This window comes from Pseudomonas sp. AM8, from assembly GCF_036346475.1.
Classification (GTDB): domain Bacteria; phylum Pseudomonadota; class Gammaproteobacteria; order Pseudomonadales; family Pseudomonadaceae; genus Aquipseudomonas; species Aquipseudomonas marginalis.
Genome location: NZ_JAOTNX010000010.1, coordinates 22,131 through 43,835 on the forward strand (window position 1 = coordinate 22,131; position 21,705 = coordinate 43,835).

Below are 21,705 nucleotides of genomic sequence, written 5' to 3' on the forward strand. Positions count from 1 at the left end.
AGTGGCAATTAAATCTTGCTGCCCTAGACTGCGGTGATCTTCAGGGAGAAGCATGCGCATGACGCACCTACGTAAATGGATGTTAAGTTTTTCCTGTGTGCTGGGTGTGGCAACCATGGCCATGGCCGACGATCCGCTGTTGGATCATCCCTCCACAACGACCGCCGCCAGCACCGACAGTGAAGCCCGTGGCGTATTGCGTGCCCGCGACCAGGCAATGCTGGCCAGCGAATTATCCGGGCGCATTGTCGACCTGCCGTTCAGCGAAGGCGAGTCGTTCAAGAAGGGTGACACCCTGGCGCGCTTCGATTGTTCGGCCTACCAGGCCCAACTCAATGCGGCTTCAGCCGCCAGCCGTGGTGCCGGTGAAGAGCTGGCCCATAACAAGCAATTGGCCGCACTGAATTCCGTCGGGCGTTTTGAAGTGGCCCGCGCCGAAGCCAAGCTCACCGAAACCCAGGCCCAATCCCAGGTCTACCAGGTGCAGGTCAAGCGCTGCAGCGTGCTGGCGCCGTATGACGGCCAGGTGGTGCAGCGCAAGGTCCAGCGTTATGAAAGTGTTTCGGCGGGTGCGTCGCTGCTGGAAATCGTCGACAACCGCAGCCTGGAAATCCACCTGCTGGTGCCGTCGCGCTGGATGGGTAAGCTCAAGCCCGGCCAGACCTTCAGCTTTACCCCGGATGAAACCGGCCAGGCGTTCAACGCCACCGTCAAACGTCTCGGCGCCCGCATCGATGAAGGTAGCCAGACGCTCTTACTGGTTGCCGCTGTGACCAATGCCACCGGGTTGATGGCGGGCATGAGCGGTACCGCCCACTTCACGCAACTGCAATGAACGCCCCGATGCCGGGCAATACCGAGCGGGTATTCGCCCAGTTTCTGGCGCTTGAGCACCAGACCCGTGCCGCCCGAACCATCGAGCAGTTGGCCTACGGCCTGGTCAACGACGGTCAGCCGTTGTTCGGCTATCGCCATGCGGCGCTGCTGATCGCCGGCAAGGTGCGGGCGGTGACGGCGGTGAGCAGTGTCGACCCGAATGCGCCGTTTGTGGCGTTCGTCGAGCAGGCCGTGGCGCAATTGCACAAGCAGGCGCTGAGCCAGGACGCACGGGTGGTACCGGCCGAGCAATTGAGCGCCCAGGTGCAGGCCGACTGGCAAAGCCTGTCCGCCGGCCATGTGTTCTGGCTGCCCTTGATCGACCCGCAAGGCCGCGTGTTCGGTGGTTTGTGGCTGGCGCGGGACACGCCGTGGAAACCCGCCGAGCAGGTGTTGCTGGCGCAGTGGGGCGATACTTGCAGCCATGCCTGGCTCGCCCTGCAACCGCGCCAGCCGTGGCGGCTGCGCCTGACCCGCAAGCGCCAGGTGCTGGTGGGCGTTGCGTTGTTGCTCACGCTGCTGATCCCGGTGCGCCAATCGGTATTGGCGCCGGCTGAAGTGGTGCCGCTGGCCGGGCAGGTGGTGGCAGCGCCATTGGACGGGGTGATCGCCGAATTCCTGGTCAAACCCAACCAGGTCGTCAAGACCGGCGACCTGCTGCTGCGTTTTGAAAGCACCACCCTCACGGCTCAGGCCGATGTGGCCGCGCGCGCCCTGGGCGTGGCCGAAGCGGAACTCAAGGCCAATGCCCAGCGTGCCTTTGCCGATGCCGAATCCAGTTCGCGCATCGACCTGCTGGCCGCGCGGGTCGAGCAAAAACGCGCCGAGCGTGACTATGCCCGCGAGTTGCTCAAGCGCAGCGAAGTGCGCGCCGAACGCGACGGTATCGCGGTATTCGCCGACGCCGAACGCTGGACCGGCAAACCGGTGCAGACCGGCGAGCGCCTGTTGCAGATCGCCGACCCGACCCAGGCCGAATTGCGCATTGAACTGGCGGTGGGCGATGCGATTGCGCTGGAGCCGCACGCCCAGGTCGCGCTGTTCCTCGACAGCGATCCGTTGCAGCGCCATCTCGCCACCCTGCAACGCGCCGCCTACGAGGCCCAGCCCACTCCGGGCGGGCAATTGGCTTATCGCCTGGACGCGCAGTTCGATGAAGCGCCGCCGCGTATTGGCCTGCGCGGTACCGCGAAGGTCTTTGGCGAGCGCGCGCCGCTGGCCCTGTACCTGTTGCGCCGACCGCTGGCGGGTCTGCGCCAGAGTGTGGGCCTGTGACGTGCCTGCCCAAGCTGCGCGAAGACCTGCAACTGTCCAGCGCCGGCGCCGCCCTGGATGGTTCGCCGCGCTGGACCCTCGCCGATCCGGTGCGCGGGCGCTATTTCAAGCTCGGTGCGACCGCCATCCGCCTGTTGCGCCACTGGGCCTTGGGCGACCCGGAAAAAGTCCTGCAAGCCGCCAACCGTGAGCCGGGCCTGCCCCTGGGCGGCAGCGAGGTAGATGAACTGCTGAGTTTTCTACGCGCCCACGACCTGATCGCCGCCCTCGACCCCGAACAACGGGCCAGCTACCTGTATAAAGCCGCCGCGCAGAAACAAAGCCTGGGGAAAGTCCTGCTGCACCAATACCTGTTTTTCCGCATCCCGCTGTGGCGTCCGGACGCTTTTCTCAACCGGGCATGGCCGTGGCTGGCGCGCTTCGGGCCGGGCCTGTTGCGCTGTGGTTTGCCGATCATCCTGGGGTTCGGCGTGTTTCTGGTCGCGCGGGACTGGCAGCGGTTCCTGGCGACCTTCCCGCACCTGTTCAGCCTGGGGGGCGCCCTGGCCTTTGGCACCGCGTTGTTTTTCGCCAAGCTGTGCCATGAGTTCGGCCATGCGTTCATGGCCAAGCGCGCCGGCTGCCGGGTACAGAGCATGGGTGTGGCGTTCATGGTGATGCTGCCGATGTTTTACACCGATGTGAGCGACGCCTGGCGCGTGAATGATCGCCGCTCTCGCCTGATGATCGGCGCGGGCGGGGTGATGGCCGAATTGTTGCTCGCCTGTGTCGCCCTGCTGGCCTGGTCGCTGTTGCCGGACGGCCCGGCCCGCACGGCGGCGTTCATGTTGGCCAGTGCCACGTGGCTGACCACCCTGGCGATCAACCTCAACCCGTTCATGCGCTTTGATGGTTATTTTTTGATCAGTGACCTGTGGGGTGTCGATAACCTGCAAGGTCGCGCATTCGCTCTATGCCGCTGGCGCCTGCGTGAGTGGCTGTTCGGCTACGGCGAGCCGGCGCCGGAGCCCTGGTCACCGACGATGCAACGGCGCCTGCTGTGGTGGGGTTACCTGGCGTGGTTGTGGCGGGCAGCGTTGTTCCTGGGGATCGCCTTGGCGGTGTACCACCTGTTTTTCAAACTGCTCGGGATCTTCTTGATGCTGGTGGAGTTGGTGTGGTTCATCTTCCTGCCAATCTTCAAGGAATGGCGCGAATGGTGGAGCCGGCGCAGCCAGGCCTATGCGCCGAGGGTGCTGCTGACCGGCCTGGGGTTGCTGTTGATCCTGCTGGCGCTGGTGGTGCCATGGCGCAGCGCCGTGGAACTGCCGACGATGCTCGAGGCGGGACGCGCCAGTGCGCTGCATGCGCCTGTGGCGGCGCGGGTCAAGGGGTTGAAGGTCGTCGATGGGCAAACGGTGAGCCAGGGCCAGGTGCTGATTGAGCTGGAATCCCCTGACCTTGATGCCCGGCAAAGTATCGTGCGCCGCGAAGTGGAGATCCTGCAGTTGCAGATGCGCCGCCAGGCGGGTCGCAGTGAAACGGCGGCGGACGCGGGCATCAACGACCAGCGACTGTCCCAGGCCCTGGCCGAGTACCGTGGCCTCGCCGCGCAGCGTGAGCGCCTGCTGTTGCGAGCGCCCCATGCCGGCATCGTGCGCGATGTGCTGCCGCAGTTGAGCGTGGGCCGCTGGCTGTCACCCAAGGACGCGCTGGCGCGGGTGGTGGAAGACGGCGCCCGTCTGCGCGGCTATGTGGCTGAAGCCGAATTGTGGCGCGTGGCGCCGGGGGCGACCGGGCGTTTCATCGCCGATGACCCGATGCACGCCGCCATCGCGGTGGAATTGACCGACATCGACGCCAACGGCGTGGCCTACCTGGATCAAGAGGCGCTGACCTCCGACCACCATGGGCCGATAGCCGTACGCCGTGACGAAAACCAGCGTCCGGAGCCGGTACAGGCCCAATACGGCGCTCGCTTGAAGAGTGTGCAACCGATCCCGACACCCCATCAGCCGCTGCGCGGTGTGGTGGTGTTGCAAGGGCGCCGTGAGTCGGTGCTGGGTGTGGCCTGGCGACGGGTGGCAGCGTTGGGGGTTAGGGAAAGCGGGTTCTGACAGGAGTGGAACGCAATGTTGAACAAGGAAGGCGCGTTGGCGCTGGGTCTCTCGGTGCGCCCGTCACGCAGTATCGACGAGCCGTTTTTGCACAGGCTTTACCGCTCGGCACGCCCGGACTTGCAGTGGATCGATGGTGAGCAGGCCCTGGTGGAGGAGGTCATCGCCCAGCAGTTTCAGGTTCAGGAGCGCGGCATGGGCGAGCACTTTCCGGGTGCGCTGCATTACGTGATCGAGAAACTCGATACCCCCATCGGCGCCTTGAGTGCCGACTTCGGGCCCAATGAAATCCGCGTGTTGTACCTGGCGTTTATCCCCGTCGCCCGAGGCCGGGGCTTTGGCCGGGCGGTGCTGCAGGGCGTGCAGCAAGCCGCACAACAGGTGTGTTGCCCGGTGGCCACGGTGGTCTGGGCGAGCAACCCTCATGCGCGCCAGCATTACCTGGCGCTGGGGTTTCGGGAGGAAGAAGCGACGCCTGCCGCTCAGCGCTTGGTGTGGTACCCGTCTCAGTTGAACACGATACAGAAATAACCGCGTTGCGCGTCACGGCCCATGGCGGGCTCGCGGGACACAAACACGTGTTCCAGGCAGGTGTCCGCCAGTGACAAACGGCACAGGCCATCGACGAAGTCGGTAGGCTCCAGGCTGTTGAGCAACACACTGAACGCCTCGCGAGGGCTGCCGGGCATGCTCGCTTGCGGGGCATCGTTCAAGCGCTGGATCTGGATCGGCAGCGCCGAACCATCGGGCAGGTACAGCACGCTGGTGCGGTTCAGCAGCGGCCGAAAATGTTCCGGGGTGACCAGGTTCAACATAGGAGGCTCCGCGTCAGAAGGGCCGAGGCCTGTAAGCCTCGGCCCCGTGCAGGTGTCAGCTGCGTGATGGAAAGATCCCGTTCAGGGCAATGCTGAAGTTGATCGCCAGGAACGGATTCATCGACCCCATGGGCAGGCCTTGGCCCGCAGGCGCGAGGGTTCCCGTCACCGTGGAGGCGACGCCCTTGAGCGGTACCGGGCTGACGCCTTGTTGGTCGGAGTAGATCGTGGCACTGCCCGGTCCAGTGCCGGAAGCACCGATAAACGCGTTGGTGGCGGTGGGCGCCGTCACTGGGTTGCTGGCGACGCTGGTCAGCTGCACCGAGGTGCTGATGGCGAGCGCTGTTGCATCGTGGGTGTGGGCGGGCAGGTTGGCCAGGGTGGCCGTGACGCTTTCGGTGCCGGCGAATTCGCCCGTGACCCGTGGCGACAGCCCTGCACCGTTGCCTTGGCCGATGGGTAGCCGACCTTGCAGGTCCGGCAGCTTGAATGTTTGCACGCCATCGCCGCCGTAGGTGACGCCTATCAGGGCGAACAGCGTTTGGAACTGGCTGAGCGAAAGGGTCTGACCGGCGCACAAGGCCCAGTCTCGTGGGGCGAAATTAAACGCAAAGGGTTGGATGGTACCGATGAATACTTCCATGAATCGTTCATCCTTGTATGGGCTTTACGGGGTGTGACGCCAATCTGATCGGGCGTCACCGCAGAGCGTAGACGCAGCGCTCGCTCGCTGCCTTGCGCTTTCGAAACAGCGAGCGAACCGGGGGCTTTTGACCTAGAGTGGCGACTGTTTGTGCATGCACGGGGTTTGCCCTGGAAACAGGCAATGGCAGGGGAATTGAGGTGCGACGGTCTGTGGTAGAGCAAGACGAAAAGGCTGCGGCCATTGCCGCGTACAACGGCGCCTGGGCAGGCGCCGGATGGCTGAGCCGGCTATGGTGGTTGCCGATCCTGGCGCTGGCCATGGCCGTGCGTTTTTATGGCCTGACGGCGGCGGCGATCTGGGGCGACGAAGGTTCCAGCCTGCTGCTCAGTGAATACGCCTTGGACGACCTGTGGTTTCACGCCGCCCATGATGTGCACCCGCCGCTGTATTTTTTCATGCTGCGCGGTTGGATCGAGCTGTTTGGCGATGGGATCTGGTCCATACGCAGCATGAGTGCGCTGCCCGGCGTGGTGGTCGTGGGGCTTGGCGTCTGGCTGACGCGCCAGCTGTCGACCCAGCGTGCCGCTGTATTGGCCGGTGTACTGCTGGCGCTGATGCCCACGGCGGTGCGCTATAGCCAGGAAGTGCGGATGTACTCGCTGCTCGGCGTGTGGCTGCTGGCCGCCACGCTGGCGCTGGTGTATTGGGTGCGCCAACCCGAACGCAGCCGCTGCCTGGTGGCCTACGTGTTGCTGATGGCCGCCGGTTTCTACACCCACTACTTCACCGCGTTGTGCGTGCTGGTGCATTGGGCGTGGCTGGGCGTGCTGTGCACGTCCCAGCGGCCTGGCGAGCGCCTGATTCTGCGTCGGCAGTGGTGGCTGGCCAACGTGGCCATCGTGCTGTTGTACCTGCCTTGGCTGCCGAACCTGCTGGGCCTGGTGCAGCATGTCGATGAACTCAAGGTGGGCGGCGATATAGGCTGGGAAGACCCGGTCAGCCTGCTCTCCGTGCCGTCGATGATCTGGCAGTTTCTGCTCCAGGATGAGGGCCTGGGCATTTGGGCGCCGCTGTTCTGGCTGTTCCCGTTGCTGCTGCTGGGTGTAGTGGGTGTTACGGCCTGGCGTGATCGCGAGCGTTATCGTCCGGCCAGCCTGTTGGCGCTGTTCTTCCTGTTGCCGCTGTTACTCGTCTACGGCGTGTCGTTTATCTCCCCGGTGTTTATCGAGCGTTACCTCACCGTATACGCCCTGGGCTTGCCGATTCTGGTGACGATAGCCATCGACCGCTTGCCCTCGCGCCTGTCTCTGCTGGGGGCGGCGCTGTTCGTGCTGTTGGTCGGTGTGGAACTGCTGGGGCTGAAGAACAACTTCACGGTGGATGAACATGACCAGTTCAACGGCCCAGTGGAGTTCGTCAATCGCAACTACCAGGAAGACGACCGCATCGTTCTCAGTGACATGCTGTGGTACCTCAGCTACGTGTATTACGACCAGACCGACGCCCAGTTGCAGCTCTACACCCCGCCCAAGGCCGATGGCACGCCAACCCGGCCGAATGCCTACGGCTTTGGCACCCTGGTGGACCAGGACGGCGGGCGCATCTACCTCGACCGCTTGTCGGATTTGCCGGCCGATACCCGGCGTGTCTGGCTGATCAGCAGCAACGAACAGCCGGACGAATTTGCGCCGCTGCCAGCGGATTGGCGACTAGTCAGCCAACAAGACGGCGGCGGGGCGAGGGCGCGTCTTTATGTGTTGTGCCGCGGCCCCGAGCCCTTGCGACCGGAAGGTTGCCGCTAATACCCATTCGTTATGAAAGGAATATCAAAATGGTGGCAACTGCGTCCTAGTGGTGCGTGCAATCTTCAACTACTCTTCGGCGACAAATGGATGTTGTCCTACAAAGTGGTGAACGGATGCAGTATCACTTTATCTCCGGCTTGCCGCGTTCCGGCTCGACCCTGCTTTCTGCGATCCTCTTGCAGAACCCGCGTTTTCACGCCGGCATGAGCAGCCCGGTAAGTCCCTTATTCAATGGGGTGCTGGCGCAATGCAGCGCCGGCAGTGAGTTCGGCTCGGTAATCGATGCCAGCACTCGCCGCCGTTTGTTGCGCGGGCTATTCGACGCCTATTACGCCAACCAGACCTCCACCCCGGTGGTGTTCGACACCAATCGCCAGTGGTGCGCGCGCATGCCCGCGCTGCATGACCTATTCCCACAGGCCAAGGTAATCGCCTGCGTGCGCAACGTGGCGTGGGTCTTGGACAGCCTTGAACGTCTGTACCGCGCCAATCCGTTCGAGAACACCAAACTGTTCAATGACGATGACGAGCGCAACACCGTGTACAGCCGTTGCGAAACCCTGGCCCAGCGTAATCGCTTGGTAGGCTTTGCCTGGACGGCGCTCAAAGAGGCGTATTACGGCGAGAACGCCGAGTCGTTGCTGATCGTCGATTACGACTTGTTGAGCCAGGCCCCGGAGCGCGTGATGCGGCTGGTGTATGAGTTCATCGGTGAACCGTGGTTCGAACATGATTTCAATCACCTGACCTACGACGCACCGGCCTTTGACGAGGCGCTGGGGCTTGCCGGCCTGCACAAGGTCAAGCCCAAGGTCGCGCCGCAGGCCCGGCGAACCGTGTTACCGCCGGACCTGTTTGAAAAGTATGCCGCGTTGTCGTTCTGGCGCGATGGGTCTGCCAGTGCAGCCAATGTCATTCGTATGAAAACCGACGCCGCGATCAGCTGATTGCGGCTTTTCTTTTTTGCGTGTTCAAAGCGTTCGAGTCCAGGTGATCGTCATGTGGTGGAACAAAGGCAAATCGCGGGTAATCGAGGGGGCACATGCCCTGGCATCGCCAATGATTATGTTCCTGGAGCCGCGAATGCTGTTCGACGGTGCGGTGGCGGCAACCGTGGTCGATGCGGCGCAGCCGGATGCCCAGCCTACGGCCGAGGCGGCCAAGCCCCCCTCGGCGGATCAGCCGGTGGACACGCACGCGCCCCAGGGCCAGGTCGATGCGACCCATGCGGCGGTGCCGGGCAAGAGCGTGCTGTTCGTCGACTCACGAGTCAAGGATTCCGCCAGCCTGCTCGAAGGCGTGGCGCCCGGTACCCAGGTGGTGCAACTGGATGCGACCAGGGACGGTTTGCAGCAGATCGCCGACTACCTGGACAGCCACCAGGGCGTCAGCTCGGTGCAGATCATCGCCCACGGTAACGCCGGCGATTTGTGGTTGGGCAACAGTTACCTGTCGGCGGATAACGTCCAGGCCCGCAGCGAGGTGCTGGCGCAGATCGGCCAGGACATGAACGTCGGTGGCGATATCCTGATCTATGGCTGCTACACCGCCGAAGGCGAGCGTGGCTTGAGCCTGGTCGATTCATTGGCGCAGTTGACCGGCCGCGACGTGGCGGCGTCAACCGACCGCACCGGCCTGGGCGGCGACTGGGACCTGGAAATCGCCACGGGCAATATCGAAAGCGCCAACGTGTTGTCGGCCAGCGCCATGAGCGAGTATCAATGGGGCCTGGCCACTTGGACCGCCACTAACAATCTCAATAGCGGCGTGGGTTCCCTGCGCGCGGCGCTGGCGTCTGCGCAGAACGGCGATATCGTCACGTTCAACACCAGCATGACCATCGGGCTGACGTCGGTGCTGGTGGTCGACAAGAACGTCACTATCGATGGTGACCTCAATAACGACAACGTGGCCGATGTGACCTTGGATGGGCAATACCGCACCCAGATCATCAACGTGACGGCGGGTACCACGGCCACTCTCGATGGCCTGGTCATTACCCGGGGCATGGTGGCAGGCAACGGTGGTAACGGCGGTGACGATGCACTGGTGTCCAAGGGCGGTGGTATCTACAACGCCGGCACCTTGACCCTGCGCAACGTTACGGTCACCGCCAACGCCGCTTCGGGCGGTGGCGGCGGTGGCGGTGTAACGCCGCAATATGCCGGGGGCGGCGGCGGCGGCGGCGGCGCGATCACCGGCGGCACCGGCGGCAGGGGCGGCGACACGCTCAACTCCACGGGCTCCAATGGCACGGCGGGGCAGGGCGGTGCGGGCGGTGGTTTCTTCAACATCGGTGGGCGTGGCGGTTCCACCACGGGGGGCGCCGGCGGTGCGGCGTATCCGGGTTATAGCACCCGTTCGGCCGGTGGCACGGCCACCAGTGGCGGATTGTCCATCGGCGGTGGCGGTGGCGGTGACGGGTACGACAACTTCGGTGGTGACGGCGGTGGTGCGGTGGGGGGGATCTACAACGACACCGGCGCGACCCTGCGGATCATCGGTAACTCGGCCATCTCCAACAACGTCGGCGCGGGTGGCGGCGGTGGGGGGGGCGGGGCCGGCGGCAGCTATCTCCAGGCAGGCGGCGCGGGCGGCGTCGGGGTCGGCGCCATCTGGAACAAAGGCTCGATCCTGATTACCGCCGCCAACTTCGCGGCACTGGCCGGCAACATTGGCGGCAGTGGCGTGGGGGGGACGAGTGCGGGCTCCGCGGGTGTTTCGCCGTCTTCGGTGGCCAACGTCTACGGTGACGGCGGCACCATCAACACCAACTATGTGCCGGACGAGACGCCACCCACCGCGACCGTCGTGGTCGCCAATACCAACCTGAACTCCGGCGGCACATCGCTGGTGACCATCACCTTCTCCGAAGCCGTGACCGGCCTTACCGCGGCGGACCTGACCGTGCAGAACGGCAGCGTCGGGACCTTGACCAGTGGCGACGGCGGGATCACCTGGACGGGGACGTTGACCGCAGCCGGTAACATCGCTGACACCACCAATATCATCACCCTGAACAACACCGGCGTGGCCGACTTGGCTGGCAATGCCGGCGTGGGCACCACTGACTCGAACAACTACATCGTCAACGATACCGTGGCACCCACGGCGTCCATCGTGGTCACCGACACCGCCCTCAGGATCGGCGAAACGAGCGTAGTGACCATCACCTTCAGCGAAGCAGTCAGCGGTTTCACCACCGCCGACCTGACCGTTGCCAACGGCTCAATCAGCGGCCTGAGCAGCAGCGACGGCGGCATCACCTGGACGGCCACGCTGACGCCGGACGCGGCTATCACCGATGCCACCAATCTCATTGTCCTGGATAAAGCCGGCGTGGCGGACCTCAGTGGCAATGTCGGTGTGGGTTCTATCAATTCCAATAACTATGCCGTCGACACGCAACGCCCGACCGCCACCATCGTGGTGGCTGACACTGCGCTGAGCGTCGGCGAAACCTCGCTGGTGACCATCACCTTCGGCGAAGCGGTGACAGGCTTTACCAGCGCCGACCTGACGGTCGCCAACGGTACGGTCACCGGCCTGAGCAGCGGCGACGGCGGTATCACCTGGACCGGCACGCTCACGCCGAGCGCCAGTACCAGCGATACCAGCAACCTCATCACCCTGGATAACACCGGCGTGAGTGACGCGGCGGGCAACGCTGGCAGCGGCACCACCGACTCCAACAATTACGCCGTCGATACCCAGCGCCCGACTGCCACCATCGTGGTGGCCGATACCGCGCTGACAATCGGCGAAACGTCCTTGGTCACGATCACCTTCAGCGAGGCCGTGACCAGTTTCACCCTGGCGGACCTGACCGTTGCCAATGGCTCCCTGAGCGGGTTGAGCAGCAGCGACGGTGGTACCACCTGGACCGCGACGCTCACGCCGAGTGCCAGCATCAGCGATGCCACCAACCTGATCGTCCTGGCCAATACCGGTGTGGCCGACGCGGCCGGTAATGCTGGCAGTGGTACCACCAACTCCAACAACTACGCTGTCGATACCCAACGCCCGACTGCCACCATCGTGGTGGCCGACAACGCGCTGAGCGTCGGCGAAACCTCGCTGGTGACCATCACCTTCAGCGAAGCGGTGACAGGCTTTACCAGCGCCGACCTGACGGTCACCAACGGTACGGTCACCGGCCTGAGCAGCGGCGACGGTGGCGTCACCTGGACCGGCACGCTCACACCGAGCGCCAGTACCAGCGATACCAGCAACCTCATCACCCTGGATAACACCGGCGTGAGTGACGCGGCGGGCAACGCCGGCAGCGGCACCACCGACTCCAACAATTACGCCATCGATACCCAGCGCCCGACTGCCACCATCGTGGTGGCCGACACCGCGCTGAAGGTCGGCGAAACGTCCGTGGTCACTATTACCTTCAGTGAGGCGGTGACCGGTTTCACCCTGGCCGACCTGACCGTCGCCAACGGCTTGATTTCGGGCCTGAGCACCAGCGACAACATCACCTACACCGCGACCTTCACCCCAAGCGCCGGCACCAGCGATGCCACCAACCTGATCACCCTCAATAACACCGGCGTCGTGGATGGGGCGGGCAACGTCGGCAGTGGCACCACCGACTCCAACAATTACGCCGTCGATACCCAGCGCCCGACCGCCACCATCGTGGTGGCTGACACTGCGCTGAGCGTCGGCGAAACCTCGCTGGTGACCATTACGTTCTCCGAGGCGGTCAGCGGTTTTGACAATTCGGACCTGAGCGTCGCCAATGGCACGTTGAGCGCGGTCAGCAGCAGCGATGGCGGCATCACCTGGACGGCCACGTTCACACCTAGCCTTGGGGTCACCGACGCGTCCAACCTGATTGTCCTGAACAACACCGGGGTCAACGATGGGGCGGGTAACACCGGCACGGGCACGACCAGTTCCAACAACTACGCCATCGACACCAACGTGCCGACGGCGACCATCGTGATTGCCGATTCGTCCCTGAGCATCGGCGAAACCACCTTGGTGACCATCACCTTCAACGACGCGGTGAGCGGTTTCGACAACAGTGACCTGACCGTCAGCAACGGCACGTTGAGCAACGTGGCGTCCACCGACGGCGGCGTCACCTGGACGGCCACGTTCACACCGAGCGTCAGTACTTCCGACACCACCAACGTGATCACCCTGGACAATACCGGCCTGATCAACGGCGCTGGCAACGCAGGCGTGGGCACCACCGATTCCAACAACTTCACGATTGACACCCAGCGCCCAACCGCAACTATCTCTGTGGCTGACAACAACCTGGGCATCGGGCAGACCACCACGGTGACCATCGGCTTCAGTGAAGCGGTCAGCGGTTTCGATCTGTCAGACCTGAGCGTGGCCAACGCTGTCTTGTCCAACCTGGCCAGCAGCGATGGCGGTAAAACCTGGACCGCCACCTTGACGCCGACGGCGGCCATCAGCGATGCCACCAACCTGATCGTGCTGGATACCAGCCTGGTGAATGATGCAGCGGGTAACGTCGGCAGCGGCATCGTAATTTCCAACAACTTTGCGATTGATGGAGAGCGGCCGACCGCGACCATCAGCATAGCCAACCCCAGTCTGACAGTCGGGCAGACCACCACGGTGACCTTCACCTTCAGCGAGAAGGTCAGCGGCTTCGAGCTTGATGACCTCAGTGTGGCCAACGGCACCTTGTCCAACCTGGCCACCAACGACGGCGGCAAGACCTGGACTGCGACCCTGACACCCACGGCGAATATCAACGATCCGAGCAACTTCATCACGTTGGATTCCAGCCTGGTGGTAGACCTGGCAGGCAACGCTGGCAGCGGTTTTGCCAACTCCAACAATTTTGCGATCAACACCATTGCGCTGACGGGCGACCCCCTCTTCCGTGTCACCGTTCCGGTTGCGCCCCAGGATGCGCCGAACCAGCCGTTGCAGCCGATCATCTTCGGCCGTCCGGGTGGCGATCTGGGTTCGCCCCTCGGTTTCCCGCCACTGTTCGAGCAACGTGAGATGGGTGGCGGCTTGCCGCCCATCGGCAGCATTTTCATCAACAACGGCGCGTCGTCGCCCAGCTTTATCGCCCAGGTGTTCAGCACCGATGGCAGCGGGGACGGCAGTGGCCAGGGTTTCCTTGGCTTCGGCGGCGGCGACGGCGGGGTGTTTGGCTCAAGCACGTTGTCGGGCCTGTTCAACCGCGACACCGGTGGCAGCGACTCAGGCTTCAAAGCGTTCGACAGCCAGTCGATCAAGGGCGGCGGCGATGCGGCCCAAGGCCTGCGCGGCGTCTTTGGCGCACCGACCCTTGGCCAACAACTGCAACAGATCAACGAGAGGGAGCATCGCCAGGTGATCGATCTGGCACACGCACTGCAACAAGTCGGCATCAGCGAAATGCAGGCTTGAACCTACTTAATTTCGGCGCAGGAACAGGGGCAGTACAAGGATGAATACACGTCATAAGTTGTTCGGCGCCAGCATGCTGGTGCTGGCGATCAGCGGTTGCGCGGTCACCAGTGAGCCGATTGAACGCAGTGTCAGCGAGCAACGTGCCCGCAATGATCTGCACGGTATGTACACGGGGCAGGAACCCCTCAGCGGCCCGCTTACCTTGCACCAGGCCATGGCCCGCGCGGTGAAATACAACCTCGAAGGCCGTTTGAAAGTAATGGAAGAAGCCTTGGCCAAGCGACAGTCGGACCTGTCCAGCTTTGACATGTTGCCGCGCATGGCGCTGTCCGCCGGCTATGCCGGGCGCAACAACACCAACGCCTCCAGCAGCCAGAGCGTGCTCACCGGCACCCAGTCCCTGGAACCGTCGACCTCCCAGGACCGCGACCGCCGTGTGGCGGACCTGACCATGGTGTGGAACGTGCTCGACTTCGGCGTCAGCTACATCAGTGCCAAACAGCAAGGCGACCAGCGCCTGATCATCCAGGAACGCCGCCGCAAGGTGATCAACACCATCGTTCAGGACGTGCGCTCGGCCTACTGGCGCGCCGTGGCGGCCGAACGCTTGCTCGGCCAGATCGACAGCCTGATGGCGCGGGTCGACCAGGCCCAGACCGACAGCCAGAGCATGAGCGAACAACGCATCGGCGACCCGGTCCAGGCCCTTGGCTACCAGCGCTCGCTGATCGAAGCCACGCGCCAGTTGCAGGAGCAGCGCCGTGCCTTGTCCCTGGCCAAGACCGAACTGGCGACCTTGATCAACCTGCCGATGGGTACCGACCTCAAGCTGGCCACGCCGGACGACTACAGCGTGCCGCAATTGAAGGTCAACCTCGCCAGCCTGGAACAGGAAGCCCTGGCCAATCGGCCTGAGCTGCGCGAGCAGGACTACCAGACCCGCATCAGCGCCGCCGAAACCCGCAAAGCCATGCTGCGCCTGCTGCCCGGCCTGGAGTTCTCCGCCGGCGGCCACTACGACAGCAACTCGTTCCTGGTGGACAACCGCTGGGCTGACTACGGCGCCAAGATCACCTGGAACCTGTTCAACGTGATCTCCGCCCCGGCCGCCATCGACGTCGCCAAGGCCGGTGAAGAAGTCGCCACCGCCCGGCGCCAGGCCATGTCCATCGCGGTATTGGCGCAGGTGTATGTGGCCAATGCCAACTTCCAGGATGCCGTGCGCCAGTTCAAGACCAACGAACAACTGGCCAATATCGACGGGCAAATCCTCACCCAACTGCGCAATCGTCACGAGGCGGCGGGCCTGGGCGAACTCGACCTGATCCAGGGCGAGCTCAACACCCTGCAAGCCGACCTGCGCCGCGACCTGGCCTACGCTGACCTGCGCAACGCCTACGGCCAGATCTTCGCCAGCGCCGGGCTCGACCCGCTGCCGGAGCAACTGGACTCCGACCGCGTGCAAAGCATCGCCACTGCCCTGGCCAGCCGTGAATCGGCCTGGGCTGCCGGCAACATCACCGCACCGGTGCCGCGTGCCGTCGCCCAATAACCTGGTGGCGCCGACGGCGAGCATCACCCGCCGTCAACGCGAGGCGCGCAACGGCCATCGCGGTGTGGCGATCCTGCTCACCGGCTTGCCCGCCTCGGGCAAGTCGACCCTGGCCCAGGGCCTCCAGGCCGCGTTCTTCGAACACGGCCGCCAGAGCATCGTGCTCGACGGCGATGCCTTGCGCGTCGGGCTCAACAAAGACTTGGGCTTTGCCGACAGCGACCGCCTGGAAAACATCCGCCGCGCCAGCGAACTGGCGGCGCTGCTGGTGGACCACGGGCAGATCGTGATCCTGGCGATGATTGCGCCCCTGGTGCAGTTGCGCGAGGTCTTCGCCGAGCGCCTGGGGGCCGACTATCGGGAAGTGTGGTGCAGTGCCTCGCTGGCGGTTTGTGAGCGGCGCGACCCCAAAGGTCATTACGCCCGCGCACGCAGGGGCGAGCTACCGGGGTTTACCGGCATTGGTTCGCCCTACGAGCCACCGCCCCACGCTGCGCTGGTACTGGATACCGGCGTGCTGTCGGCACAGCAGGGCGTCGAGCGGTTGCTGGCCTGGCTGGCGCCTGAACTAGACTCTGTGCAATCGTCTTCTCAGGAGCCCGCCATGCAATCGCCTGTGCACAGCTTGCCGTCACTGTTCAAACAGCTTGGGCTGCCGGATGACCCGGTCAGTATTGATCAGTTTGTGGCGGTCCACTCGCCACTCAAGCCGGATCTGAAATTGGCAGATGCGTTTTTTTGGACAGACAGCCAGAAAGCGTTTTTGCGCGAGGAAATTTTGGACGATGCGGATTGGGCGGAAGTGGTGGATGAGTTGAATCTGATGTTGCGGGGTGGGCGAGGGGTGTAAAAAAATCTTTTGGAAATTGTGTTTTTGTAAAGAAAAAAGGTGAGCAGTAAAAAAATCTAGGCGCCGCGTTCATTCAGGAAGCACGCGTTATCGTTGACGTTTTTCGCGAGCAAGCTCGCTCCTACAGGAGGCGATGTAGGCTTAACTGACTGGCATCAGGGCAAGCCCCCTCCCACATTCGTCCTGCGGTGTGGCCACTGAATCGTTCCACCCATCCGCTAAATTGTTTCAAAACTTGACGCAATCCGATCCTTCCACCATATTGATAGTTAGCAAACTAACTGTATGCGAACTATCCAGTGCCTCAATCCCTCGAACACCTCCAGATGAACCTCAGCAGCAGCATGGTGGTGGGCGCCCGTAACTGGCGCAAAATCTGCCAGAGCACGCTGGTGAGCTATGGCATCTCCGAAGCCTGCGCTGTGCCGTTGTTGATGATCGGTCGCCTGGGCGACGGAGTGCATCAGGTCAAAGTAGCCCAGGCCTCCGGGATGGAAAGTCCTTCGCTGGTGCGCCTGCTCGACCGGCTGTGCCATGACGGCTATGTGTGCCGTAGCGAAGACATCCACGACCGCCGCGCCAAGGCCCTGAGCCTGACCGAGCGCGGTCGCGAGTTGGTGCAGGCGGTGGAGGTGCAACTGGTGCGCCTGCGCCGCGAAGTGCTGGCGGACATTGCGACCGCCGACATGGAAGCGGCACTGCGTGTACTGCGGGCCTTTGAGGCGGCGACGCTTTGAACGGATTTTTTACCGGCTTTCCGCCCGCCCGTGACTGGTTCTATGGGGTTCGCACCTTCGCCGCGTCGATGATCGCGTTGTATATCGCCATGCTGATGCAAATGCCGCGTCCGTACTGGGCGATGGCCACGGTGTATATCGTCTCCAGCCCGTTTGTCGGCCCTACCAGTTCCAAGGCGTTGTACCGCGCCATCGGCACCTTGATGGGGGCGGCGGCGGCGGTGTTTTTTGTGCCGATGTTCGTGCAGTCGCCGTACATCCTGGTGGTGGTGATCGCACTGTGGACGGGCACCTTGCTGTTCCTCTCCATGCACCTGCGCACCGCCAACAACTATGCCTTGATGCTCGCCGGCTACACCTTGCCGCTGATCGCCCTGCCGGTGGTGGATAACCCGCTGGCGGTGTGGGATGTGGCCGAGGCGCGGACCGAGGAAATCTTCCTCGGCATTGCGGTCGCGGCGGTGGTGGGCGCCATGTTCTGGCCGCGGCGGCTGATGCCGGTGTTCGATGGCGCGGTGGCCAAGTGGTTCAGCGACGCCCAGGTCTACAGCCAGCGTTTTCTTTCCCGCAATGTGCAGCCGGAAGAAGTCAGCGCCCTGCGCGGCGGCATGGTCGCCACCTTCAATACCCTTGAATTGATGATCGGCCAGTTGCCCCACGAAGGCGCGCGGCCGCAGACGGTGCGCAATACCAAGGAATTGCGCGGGCGCATGATCCACCTGCTGCCGTTGGTGGAGGAACTCGACGATGCGCTGTATGCCGTCGAACAGCGTGCGCCGCAGTTTCTCGAGCAGTTGACGTCGCTGCTGGAAGCCACCCGGCAGTGGCTGGAAAACACCACCGAAAGCGCACCGCTGGAACGCTGGCGCGCCCTGCGTGAACAGGTCGACGCCCTGCAACCCCAAGGCGAAGCGCTGGACGAGCGCCACACACTGCTGTTCTCCAACGCCCTCTACCGCCTGGGCGAGTGGATCGACCTGTGGCAGGACTGCCGAAGCCTGCAAGCCGCCATCCAGTGCGAAAGCCAGGACACCTGGCGCGCCGTGTACCGTCACTGGCGCCTGGGCCGGCTCACGCCGTTCCTCGACCATGGCCTGATGCTTTATTCGGCGTTTTCCACCGTCACCGCGATCATCGTCGCGTCGGTGCTGTGGATCCTGCTGGGCTGGACCGATGGCGGCAGCGCGGTGATCCTGGCAGCCGTGGCTTGCAGTTTTTTCGCTTCTATGGACGACCCGGCGCCGCAGATCTATCGGTTCTTTTTCTGGACCGCCATGTCGGTGCTGTTCGCCAGCCTCTACCTGTTCCTGGTACTGCCCAACCTGCACGATTTCCCGATGCTGGTACTGGCGTTCGCGGTGCCGTTCATCTGCATCGGCACGCTGACCGTGCAGCCGCGTTTTTACCTGGGCATGCTGCTGACGCTGGTGAACACCTCGTCGTTCATCAGCATCCAGGGCGCCTACGACGCGGACTTCCTCAACTTCGCCAACGTCAACCTGGCCGGGCCCGTGGGCCTGTTGTTCGCCTTTGTGTGGACGTTGATCGCGCGGCCCTTCGGCGCCGAACTGGCGGCCAAGCGCCTGACCCGTTTCAGCTGGCGCGACATCGTCGGCCTGACCGAGCCCGCCACCCTGAACGAACACCGCTACCTGGCCGTGCAAATGCTTGACCGCCTGATGCAGCACCTGCCACGCCTGGCGATGATCGGCCAGGACACCGGCATCGCCCTGCGCGACCTGCGCGTGGCGCTCAACCTGCTCGACCTGCTGGCCTATTCGCCGCGCATCCTCGGCGTGCCGCGGGTGCTGCTCAACCAGGTGGTGGAAGGCGTGGGCGGTTACTTCAAGGCCTGCCTCAAGGCGGGTGAACGCTTGCCCGCGCCCAGCGGTCTGCTGATGACCCTCGACCGCACACGCCGCGCCCTCAACGGCCAGGGCCTGCAAGACGAAGACGACACCCGCCTGCACCTGCTGCACGCGCTGGCCGGCCTGCGCCTGGCGTTGTTGCCGGGAGTGGAATTCATTGGCGGCACGGAGATGGAAGCGCCGCTACCCGATGGAGCGCCTTTATGATCGGTGATCTGGATATCAGCGGGGTGTTCCTGCCCACGCTGCTGGTGCTGATGGGCATTACGTACGTGTTGTTCCTGGTGGTGCACGGGCTGTTGACCCGCGTCCACTTCTATCGCCTGGTCTGGCACCGGGCATTGTTCAATGTGGGGCTCTACGCGCTGTTGCTGGGCGCGGTGGACTCACTCAGTCGATACCTGATGACATGAAAAAACCTTTTTTGACCATCGGCCGTGTAGTCCTGACGTTGTTGATCGTGAGCTTCGCGGTCGTCGTTGTGTGGCGCATGGTCATGTACTACATGTTTGCGCCCTGGACCCGTGACGGTCACATCCGTGCCGACATCGTGCAGATCGCGCCGGACGTGTCCGGGCTGATCCAGCGCGTCGATGTGCACGACAACCAGCTGGTGACCAAGGGCCAGGTACTGTTTGCCGTCGACCAGGACCGCTTCAAGCTGGCCCTGCGCCAGGCCCAGGCCGCCGTGGCCGACCGCCAGGAAACCCTGGCCCAGGCAAGTCGCGAGTACAAGCGTAACCGTGGCCTCGGCAACCTGGTGCCCAGCGAGCAGCTGGAAGAAAGCCAGTCCCGCGTTGCCCGCGCCCAATCGGCCCTGGCCGAAGCGCAAGTGACGGTGGATTCGGCCCAACTCAACCTCGACCGCTCGGTGATCCGCAGCCCGGTGGACGGCTACGTCAACGACCGCGCACCGCGTACCCAGGAGTTCGTCACCGCCGGGCGGCCGGTGCTGTCGGTGGTGGACAGCAATTCCTTTCATATCGACGGCTACTTCGAAGAGACCAAGCTCGACGGCATCCACGTCGGCATGGGCGTGGACATCCGTGTGATCGGCGACAACGCCCGCCTGCACGGGCATGTGCAGAGCATCGTCGCCGGTATCGAAGACCGCGACCGCAGCAGCGGCTCGAACCTGCTGCCCAACGTCAACCCGGCGTTCAGCTGGGTGCGTCTGGCCCAGCGGATTCCGGTGCGTATTGCCTTTGACGATGTCCCGGCGGACTTCCGCATGATCGCCGGGCGTACCGCCACGGTGTCGATCATTGGCGACAAACCCAATGAGGGAGCCAAGCCATGAAGCAGTTGTGGGCAACCGCTGCGCTGGGGTTGTTGCTGTCGGCCTGCCAAGTGGTGGGGCCGGATTACAAGCTGCCGCAAACGTCTGCCGTCAACCGCGCTGACCTGCAAGGGCAACTGGCGGGCAAGGGCAGCGACGTGGTGTCGGCGCCGGTGCCGGCCGACTGGTGGAAGCTGTACAAAGACCCGCGCCTGGACGAGCTGGTACGCCAGGCCATGGCCTCCAACACCGACCTGCGGGTGGCCGCAGCCAACCTGCAGCGCGCCCGTTATCAGACCCAACAGGCTGAATCCGCCGGCGGCTGGAGTGCCGGCGCCAAGGCCGAGGTGCAACGGCTGCAGGAATCCGGCGAAGCGTTTTTGCAGGCGGACAAAGTGCCGGTGGATAACATCGGCAGCGTCGGCATTACCACCTCGTATCAATTCGACCTGTTCGGCACCTTGCAACGTGGCATCGAAAGCGCCCAGGCCAGCGCCGATGCGGCCCAGGCTGCCGCTGATACCGCACGCATCACCCTGGTGGCCGATGTGGTGCGCTCCTACACCCAGGTCTGCGCCGCCAACGAAGAACTGGCGATTGCCAACGAGTCCCTCGACCTGCAAGCCCAGAGCACCAAACTGACCCAACGCCTGCGTGACGCGGGCCGTGGCGATGAAACCCAGGTCACCCGCTCGCAAACCCAATACAAATCCCTGCGCGCCGACATGCCGCGCTACGAAGCGGCGCGCCAGGCCGGGCTGTTCCGCCTGTCGATGCTGCTGGCCAAGCCAGTGGACCAACTGCCGGCGGGCACCGGCAGCTGTGCCGAACTGCCGCATATCGCTCAATTGTTGCCGGTGGGCGATGGTGCGGCACTGCTCAAGCGTCGCCCCGACGTGCGCCAGGCCGAGCGCCAACTGGCCGCCGCCACTGCGCGTATCGGCGTGGCCACCGGCGCCTTGTACCCGGACATCGCCATCGGCGCCACGGTGGGCACCGTGGGCCTGCTCGACAACCTCGGCCAGCCCGCGACCAACCGCTGGGGCTTCGGCCCGATGATCAGTTGGACGGTGCCGACCAACGGCGCCCGTGCACGTATCCACGAGGCCGAAGCCGCGACCCAGGGCGCCTTGGCGCATTTCGACGGGGTGGTCCTCAACGCCATCCGCGAAACCCAGACCGGCCTGGCGCAATACACCGCCGTGCTGCAACGGCGCGAGGCGCTGGCGGACGCCGAGCGCTCGGCCCAAGAGGCGGCGGACCAAACCCACCGCTTCTTCCAGGCCGGCCGCGAATCGTTCCTCGCCGACCTGCAAGCCACCCGCACCTACACCGCGATGCGCGCGCAACTGGCGGCGGCGAATACCCAGGTTGCCATGAGCCAGATCGATCTGTTCCTGGCCCTGGGCGGCGGCTGGGAAAGCGGACGAACGCAAGCGTCACAGCCCGGCAAACCCTGAGCGAATAGCTATGCTTGGACAGGCGGGTCGCCGTGACGACTCGCCTG

The 21,705-nt window shown here is 64.0% G+C and carries 16 protein-coding genes and 1 pseudogene; 15 read left to right on the plus strand and 2 right to left on the minus strand.

Going from position 1 to position 21,705, the window contains the following annotated elements:
- Nucleotides 1-58 precede the first annotated feature (58 nt).
- Genes V3W40_RS22450 through V3W40_RS22465 form a run of 4 tightly spaced genes read left to right on the plus strand, consistent with a single transcriptional unit; the run spans nucleotide 59 to nucleotide 4,778 of the window.
- On the plus strand, nucleotides 59-835 hold the full coding sequence (locus V3W40_RS22450) for an efflux RND transporter periplasmic adaptor subunit (protein WP_330215661.1): 777 nt from the start codon (nucleotides 59-61) through the stop codon (nucleotides 833-835).
- Nucleotides 832-2,151, plus strand: coding sequence for an efflux RND transporter periplasmic adaptor subunit (locus V3W40_RS22455; protein ID WP_323147391.1), 1,320 nt, complete (start codon nucleotides 832-834; stop codon nucleotides 2,149-2,151). Before V3W40_RS22450 ends, V3W40_RS22455 begins: the two co-directional genes overlap by 4 nt.
- Nucleotides 2,148-4,247: an HlyD family efflux transporter periplasmic adaptor subunit gene (locus tag V3W40_RS22460; protein WP_323147390.1), complete on the plus strand. Its 2,100-nt coding sequence runs from the start codon at nucleotides 2,148-2,150 to the stop codon at nucleotides 4,245-4,247. Before V3W40_RS22455 ends, V3W40_RS22460 begins: the two co-directional genes overlap by 4 nt.
- Nucleotides 4,248-4,262: 15 nt before the next feature.
- Complete coding sequence (locus V3W40_RS22465) at nucleotides 4,263-4,778, plus strand: GNAT family N-acetyltransferase (RefSeq protein WP_330215662.1); 516 nt, start codon at nucleotides 4,263-4,265, stop codon at nucleotides 4,776-4,778.
- Here the strand turns inward: V3W40_RS22465 and V3W40_RS22470 are convergent.
- Together V3W40_RS22470 and V3W40_RS22475 are read right to left on the minus strand one after the other, a co-directional pair.
- A complete protein-coding gene (locus tag V3W40_RS22470; protein ID WP_137212688.1) occupies nucleotides 4,754-5,062 on the minus strand; it encodes a DUF6916 family protein in 309 nt (102 codons plus the stop codon). The two genes, V3W40_RS22465 and V3W40_RS22470, sit on opposite strands and share 25 nt — an antisense overlap.
- A 55-nt stretch (nucleotides 5,063-5,117) precedes the next feature.
- On the minus strand, nucleotides 5,118-5,705 hold the full coding sequence (locus tag V3W40_RS22475) for a phage tail protein (protein ID WP_137212689.1): 588 nt from the start codon (nucleotides 5,703-5,705) through the stop codon (nucleotides 5,118-5,120).
- A gap of 200 nt (nucleotides 5,706-5,905) precedes the next feature.
- Between V3W40_RS22475 and V3W40_RS22480 the strand changes: the two genes are divergently transcribed.
- The 11 genes and pseudogenes from V3W40_RS22480 to V3W40_RS22530 all read left to right on the plus strand — a co-directional run bounded on the left by V3W40_RS22480 (nucleotide 5,906) and on the right by V3W40_RS22530 (nucleotide 21,658).
- Nucleotides 5,906-7,510: a glycosyltransferase family 39 protein gene (locus V3W40_RS22480; RefSeq protein ID WP_137212690.1), complete on the plus strand. Its 1,605-nt coding sequence runs from the start codon at nucleotides 5,906-5,908 to the stop codon at nucleotides 7,508-7,510.
- A 116-nt stretch (nucleotides 7,511-7,626) separates the two neighbouring features.
- On the plus strand, nucleotides 7,627-8,460 hold the full coding sequence (locus V3W40_RS22485) for a sulfotransferase family protein (RefSeq protein WP_137212691.1): 834 nt from the start codon (nucleotides 7,627-7,629) through the stop codon (nucleotides 8,458-8,460).
- A 52-nt stretch (nucleotides 8,461-8,512) separates the two neighbouring features.
- Complete coding sequence (locus tag V3W40_RS22490) at nucleotides 8,513-13,909, plus strand: Ig-like domain-containing protein (protein ID WP_330215663.1); 5,397 nt, start codon at nucleotides 8,513-8,515, stop codon at nucleotides 13,907-13,909.
- A 40-nt stretch (nucleotides 13,910-13,949) separates the two neighbouring features.
- Nucleotides 13,950-15,464 carry a TolC family protein gene (locus tag V3W40_RS22495; RefSeq protein WP_330215664.1) on the plus strand — a complete coding sequence of 505 codons (1,515 nt, stop codon included), beginning with the start codon at nucleotides 13,950-13,952 and terminating at the stop codon, nucleotides 15,462-15,464.
- Nucleotides 15,448-16,023 (plus strand): annotated as a pseudogene (gene cysC, locus V3W40_RS22500) (adenylyl-sulfate kinase); the annotation flags it as partial. The gene V3W40_RS22495 and the pseudogene cysC, both read left to right, overlap by 17 nt.
- Nucleotides 16,024-16,068: 45 nt before the next feature.
- Complete coding sequence (locus tag V3W40_RS22505) at nucleotides 16,069-16,314, plus strand: DUF2789 domain-containing protein (protein WP_330215738.1); 246 nt, start codon at nucleotides 16,069-16,071, stop codon at nucleotides 16,312-16,314.
- A 326-nt stretch (nucleotides 16,315-16,640) separates the two neighbouring features.
- A complete protein-coding gene (locus tag V3W40_RS22510; protein ID WP_065924681.1) occupies nucleotides 16,641-17,051 on the plus strand; it encodes a MarR family winged helix-turn-helix transcriptional regulator in 411 nt (136 codons plus the stop codon).
- The gene (locus V3W40_RS22515; protein WP_330215665.1) at nucleotides 17,048-19,126 is read left to right on the plus strand and encodes an FUSC family protein; all 2,079 of its coding nucleotides are present in this window, start codon (nucleotides 17,048-17,050) and stop codon (nucleotides 19,124-19,126) included. Before V3W40_RS22510 ends, V3W40_RS22515 begins: the two co-directional genes overlap by 4 nt.
- Nucleotides 19,123-19,332 carry a DUF1656 domain-containing protein gene (locus V3W40_RS22520; RefSeq protein ID WP_012721577.1) on the plus strand — a complete coding sequence of 70 codons (210 nt, stop codon included), beginning with the start codon at nucleotides 19,123-19,125 and terminating at the stop codon, nucleotides 19,330-19,332. Before V3W40_RS22515 ends, V3W40_RS22520 begins: the two co-directional genes overlap by 4 nt.
- Nucleotides 19,329-20,219 (plus strand): efflux RND transporter periplasmic adaptor subunit, encoded by an 891-nt coding sequence (locus tag V3W40_RS22525; RefSeq protein ID WP_065941017.1) that lies wholly within the window; start codon nucleotides 19,329-19,331, stop codon nucleotides 20,217-20,219. The genes V3W40_RS22520 and V3W40_RS22525 overlap by 4 nt, the downstream gene beginning before the upstream one ends.
- A complete protein-coding gene (locus tag V3W40_RS22530; protein ID WP_330215666.1) occupies nucleotides 20,216-21,658 on the plus strand; it encodes an efflux transporter outer membrane subunit in 1,443 nt (480 codons plus the stop codon). Before V3W40_RS22525 ends, V3W40_RS22530 begins: the two co-directional genes overlap by 4 nt.
- Nucleotides 21,659-21,705: the final 47 nt, after the last annotated feature.

Bases quoted from the DNA above. Each gene is read 5' to 3' on its own strand.
- V3W40_RS22450 (WP_330215661.1), top strand. From the start codon at position 59: ATGACGCACCTACGTAAATGGATGTTAAGTTTTTCCTGTGTGCTGGGT.
- V3W40_RS22455 (WP_323147391.1), top strand. From the start codon at position 832: ATGAACGCCCCGATGCCGGGCAATACCGAGCGGGTATTCGCCCAGTTT.
- V3W40_RS22465 (WP_330215662.1), top strand. From the start codon at position 4,263: ATGTTGAACAAGGAAGGCGCGTTGGCGCTGGGTCTCTCGGTGCGCCCG.
- V3W40_RS22470 (WP_137212688.1), bottom strand. From the start codon at position 5,062: ATGTTGAACCTGGTCACCCCGGAACATTTTCGGCCGCTGCTGAACCGC.
- V3W40_RS22475 (WP_137212689.1), bottom strand. From the start codon at position 5,705: ATGGAAGTATTCATCGGTACCATCCAACCCTTTGCGTTTAATTTCGCC.
- V3W40_RS22485 (WP_137212691.1), top strand. From the start codon at position 7,627: ATGCAGTATCACTTTATCTCCGGCTTGCCGCGTTCCGGCTCGACCCTG.
- V3W40_RS22490 (WP_330215663.1), top strand. From the start codon at position 8,513: ATGTGGTGGAACAAAGGCAAATCGCGGGTAATCGAGGGGGCACATGCC.
- V3W40_RS22495 (WP_330215664.1), top strand. From the start codon at position 13,950: ATGAATACACGTCATAAGTTGTTCGGCGCCAGCATGCTGGTGCTGGCG.
- V3W40_RS22505 (WP_330215738.1), top strand. From the start codon at position 16,069: ATGCAATCGCCTGTGCACAGCTTGCCGTCACTGTTCAAACAGCTTGGG.
- V3W40_RS22510 (WP_065924681.1), top strand. From the start codon at position 16,641: ATGAACCTCAGCAGCAGCATGGTGGTGGGCGCCCGTAACTGGCGCAAA.
- V3W40_RS22520 (WP_012721577.1), top strand. From the start codon at position 19,123: ATGATCGGTGATCTGGATATCAGCGGGGTGTTCCTGCCCACGCTGCTG.
- V3W40_RS22525 (WP_065941017.1), top strand. From the start codon at position 19,329: ATGAAAAAACCTTTTTTGACCATCGGCCGTGTAGTCCTGACGTTGTTG.
- V3W40_RS22530 (WP_330215666.1), top strand. From the start codon at position 20,216: ATGAAGCAGTTGTGGGCAACCGCTGCGCTGGGGTTGTTGCTGTCGGCC.